The sequence below is a fragment of the Mycobacteriales bacterium genome, assembly GCA_035690485.1.
Taxonomy (GTDB): domain Bacteria; phylum Actinomycetota; class Actinomycetes; order JAFAQI01; family DASSKL01; genus DASSKL01.
In genome coordinates, this window is record DASSKL010000065.1 from 1 (window position 1) to 3,753 (window position 3,753).

Annotated in this window: 5 protein-coding genes; 2 read left to right on the forward strand and 3 right to left on the reverse strand. The window is 70.4% G+C overall.

The window, feature by feature from the left end:
• A partial coding sequence (locus tag VFJ21_08775) for an adenylosuccinate synthase (protein ID HET7407206.1) occupies window positions 1–1,215 on the reverse strand: 1,215 nt, incomplete at its 3' end.
• A 122-nt stretch (window positions 1,216–1,337) separates the two neighbouring features.
• Between VFJ21_08775 and VFJ21_08780 the strand changes: the two genes are divergently transcribed.
• Window positions 1,338–1,811, forward strand: coding sequence for a hypothetical protein (locus tag VFJ21_08780; protein ID HET7407207.1), 474 nt, complete (start codon window positions 1,338–1,340; stop codon window positions 1,809–1,811).
• Here the strand turns inward: VFJ21_08780 and VFJ21_08785 are convergent.
• Together VFJ21_08785 and fbaA are read right to left on the reverse strand one after the other, a co-directional pair.
• Window positions 1,808–2,215 (reverse strand): DUF3151 domain-containing protein, encoded by a 408-nt coding sequence (locus tag VFJ21_08785; protein HET7407208.1) that lies wholly within the window; start codon window positions 2,213–2,215, stop codon window positions 1,808–1,810. The genes VFJ21_08780 and VFJ21_08785 overlap by 4 nt on opposite strands.
• Window positions 2,212–3,234, reverse strand: coding sequence for a class II fructose-bisphosphate aldolase (gene fbaA, locus VFJ21_08790; protein HET7407209.1), 1,023 nt, complete (start codon window positions 3,232–3,234; stop codon window positions 2,212–2,214). Before fbaA ends, VFJ21_08785 begins: the two co-directional genes overlap by 4 nt.
• A 63-nt stretch (window positions 3,235–3,297) precedes the next feature.
• Between fbaA and VFJ21_08795 the strand changes: the two genes are divergently transcribed.
• Window positions 3,298–3,753: VTT domain-containing protein (locus VFJ21_08795; protein HET7407210.1), on the forward strand; the 456-nt coding region annotated here is incomplete at its 3' end.

A 3,753-nucleotide genomic window follows, 5' to 3' on the forward strand; every position in this document is an offset into this window, starting at 1 on the left:
GTTCTTCGGGAGCGCGTCGAACGAGCTGCACTCGGAGATGTCCTCCTGCCAGCCGTCGAAGTACTCGTACACCGGGCGGGCGTGGTGGAACTCCGACTGCGTCATCGGCATCTCGTCGTGCCGGACGCCGTCGATGTCGTAGCCCACGCACACCGGGACCCGGTCCCAGGCGCCGAGCACGTCGAGCTTGGTGAGGAAGAACTCGGTGAGGCCGTTGACCCGCGCGGCGTAGCGGGCGATCACCGCGTCGTACCAGCCGCAGCGCCGCGACCGGCCGGTCGTCACGCCGAACTCCCCACCGACGCTCCGCAGCCGCTCGCCGTCGTCGTCGAGCAGCTCGGTCGGGAACGGCCCCGAGCCGACCCGGGTCGTGTAGGCCTTGAGGATGCCGACGACCCGGGTGATCTTCGTCGGGCCGATGCCGGACCCCGAGCACGCGCCGCCGGCCGTCGGGTTGGACGAGGTGACGAACGGATAGCTGCCGTGGTCGACGTCGAGGAGCGTCCCCTGCGAACCCTCGAGCAGGACCACCCGGCCCTCGTCGAGGGCTCGGTTGAGCAGCAGCCCGGTGTCGGTCACGTGCCGGGCGAGCCGCTCGCCGTAGCCGACGTACTCCTCCAGCACCGCCCCCACGTCGATGGCACGGCGGTTGTAGACCTTGCTGAGCAGCTGGTTCTTCTCGCGCAGCACGAGTTCGAGCTTCTGGCGCAGGATCCCGGGGTCGAACAGGTCCTGCAGGCGCACGCCCATGCGGCCGACCTTGTCGCCGTACGCCGGTCCGATGCCCCGCCCGGTGGTGCCGATCTTCGCGGCGCCCAAGTAGCGCTCGGTGACCCGGTCGAGGGCGCGGTGGTGCGGCATGATCAGGTGCGCGTCGGCCGAGATCCGCAGCCGCTCGCAGGAGACGCCGCGCTCCTCCAGACCTTGCATCTCCTCGATCAGCACGCCCGGGTCTACGACGACACCGTTGCCGATGACCGGCGTGACCTCGGGCGCGAGCACGCCCGAGGGGATGAGGTGCAGCGCGAAGGAGATGCCGTCGGGCGTCACGACGGTGTGGCCGGCGTTGTTGCCACCCTGGTAGCGGACGACGTACTCCACCTTCGGGCGGGCGGCCTCCGCGCCGCTGCGCTTGACCCCGACACCGAGCAGGTCGGTGGCCTTGCCCTTGCCCTCGTCGCCCCACTGGGCGCCGACGAGCACGACTGCGGGCATGTGTGATCTCCGGAGTGAACGACGAAGGCCTGTCACCGCGGCAAGCGGACAGGCCTCTTGCGAAGGAAGATTACCCGAGCGGGCGCCGGATCGGCCAACGTCACCACGCGTAGGGTGCGGTCATGCCGCGTTTGCCCGGTCCCGCCGACGTCCTCCGGCTGCTGCAGGCGCAGACCGAAGCACTGGCTGCGCTGCCCGGCACGCTCGTCGCCCTCAACCGCTCGATCCGCGCTCTCTCGCGCGCGGTGGAGCACGCCGGGGAAACCATCGAGACCGTGCACCGGGTGGCCAACCGCGCCGACGAGCTGCTCACCGAGCTCGACGAGCCGCTGCGCGAGATGGGGCCGGCGCTGCGGCGGGCCGCCGCGCTGCTCAACGACCCGGCGGTCGAGAAGCTGCCGGACACCATCGACCGCCTCAACGACATCGCGCCGATCATCAAGGGCCTGACCGACACCCAGCAGAAGGTGGCGACCATCGCGGCCTCGACCGAGCGGATCATGGCGTTCGCGGACGACACCACGATGCGGCTGCAGTCCCTTCCGGGTGCGTCGCTGCTGCGCCGCCCGCGCCGCGACCTGCCGCCCGAGCCCTAGGCGGGCAGCTCGTCGCCGCCGGTCGACTCGCGCAGGAAGTCGCGGCAGCGGGCGGCTTCGTCGCCCTCGCCGATCGCCGCAGCAGCCCGGCCGAGCGTGGCCAACGCGCGCAGGAAACCCCGGTTGGGTTCGTGCTCCCACGGCACCGGACCGTGGCCCTTCCACCCGGCGCGACGCAGCTGGTCGAGGCCTCGGTGGTAGCCGGTGCGGGCGTAGGCGTAGCTCTCGACGTGAGCGCCGCGGTCGTAGGCCGCTTCCGCGAGCGTCGCCCACGCGGCACAGTGCGCCGGCCAGCGGGCGGCCACCTGCGCCGGATCGTCACCCCGAGCGAGCGCCTCCCGCGGCTCCGGCTGGTCCGGCAGAAGGGTCGGCGGCGGCCCGCTCAGCAGGTTCGCGTGCGTCACGTCAACCGCTGGCCCGCGGAGCGCAGATCCTCGCACGCTTGCACGACGCGCGCGGCCATCGACGTCTCGGCCGCCTTGCCGTAGGAGCGCGGGTCGTAGGTCTTCTTGTCGCCGACCTCTCCGTCGACCTTCAGCACGCCGTCGTAGTGCGTGAACATGTGCGCGGCGATCGGCCGGGTGAAGGCGTACTGCGTGTCGGTATCGACGTTCATCTTCACGACGCCGTAGTCGAGCGTCTCGCGGATCTCCTCGAGCAACGAGCCGGACCCACCGTGGAAGACCAGGTCGAACGGCCGCTCACGACCGACCTCGGCGCCGACCGCGTCCTGGATCTGCTTGAGGATGGCAGGGCGCAGCTTGACGTTGCCCGGCTTGTAGACGCCGTGCACGTTGCCGAAGGTCGCGGCCAGCATGTAGCGCCCACGCTCGCCGGTGCCCAGCGTCTGCGCCGTACGCAGCGCGTCCTCCGGCGTCGTGTAGAGCTTCTCGTTGATCTCGTTGGCGACGCCGTCCTCCTCGCCGCCGACCACGCCGATCTCCATCTCCATCACGATGCGTGCCTTGGCGCACTTCTCGAGGAGGTCCTCGGCGATCCGGAGGTTCTCGTCGAGCGGGACCGCGGAGCCATCCCACATGTGCGACTGGAACAGCGGCTCACGCCCGGCGTCGACCCGTTCCTGGGAGATCGCGATCAGCGGCCGCATGTAGCCGTCGAGCTTGTCCTTGGGGCAGTGGTCGGTGTGCAGCGCGACCGTGACGTCGTAGGCCTTCGCGACGTGGTGCGCGAACTCCGCCAGCGCCTGCGCGCCCAGCACCATGTCCTTGACCGTCGTGCCGGAGAGGAACTCCGCCCCGCCGGTCGAGATCTGCACGATGCCGTCGCTCTCCGCCTCGGCGAACCCGCGCAGCGCCGCGTTGACGGTCTGCGACGAGGTGCAGTTGATGGCCGGATAGGCGAAGCCGCCGGCTTTGGCCCGGTCCAGCATCTCGGCGTAGACCTCAGGGCTCGCGATGGGCATCTTCGGCACTCCTTAACGCTGTGACGACGATTTGAGTATGCCGCCCCGATAGCCTCGCCCGTCGTGCAGGTCGATGCCTCCGTCCTCGGGTCCATCTCGCCCCAGCACCTGCTTCGGGTGCTCAGCGAGGCGGCATTGCCGCTCGTGCTTTTCGCGGAGACCGGCCTGCTGCTGGGGTTCTTCCTGCCCGGCGACTCGCTGCTGTTCGTCGCGGGATACGCGACGGTGTCGGGCAACTCGCTGCACCTGAGCCTGTCGCTGCCGATCGTGCTGGTTCTCGCGCCGATCGGCGCCATCCTCGGCGCGCAGGTCGGCTACGAGATCGGCCGCCGCGCCGGCCCGCGACTGTTCGCGCGACCGGACTCCCGGCTGTTCAAGCACGAGTACGTCGAGCGGACCGGCGAGGTCTTCAACGAGTTCGGCGCACGGCGGGCGGTCGTGCTCGCGCGGTTCATCCCGATCATCCGCACGTTCCTCAACCCGATGGCGGGAACGGTGCGGATGCCCATCCGTGACTTC

What these genes read in the sequence shown, in the direction of transcription:
- VFJ21_08780 (HET7407207.1), top strand. Translation starts at nt 1,338, where the DNA reads ATGCCGCGTTTGCCCGGTCCCGCCGACGTCCTCCGGCTGCTGCAGGCG.
- fbaA (HET7407209.1), bottom strand. Translation starts at nt 3,234, where the DNA reads ATGCCCATCGCGAGCCCTGAGGTCTACGCCGAGATGCTGGACCGGGCC.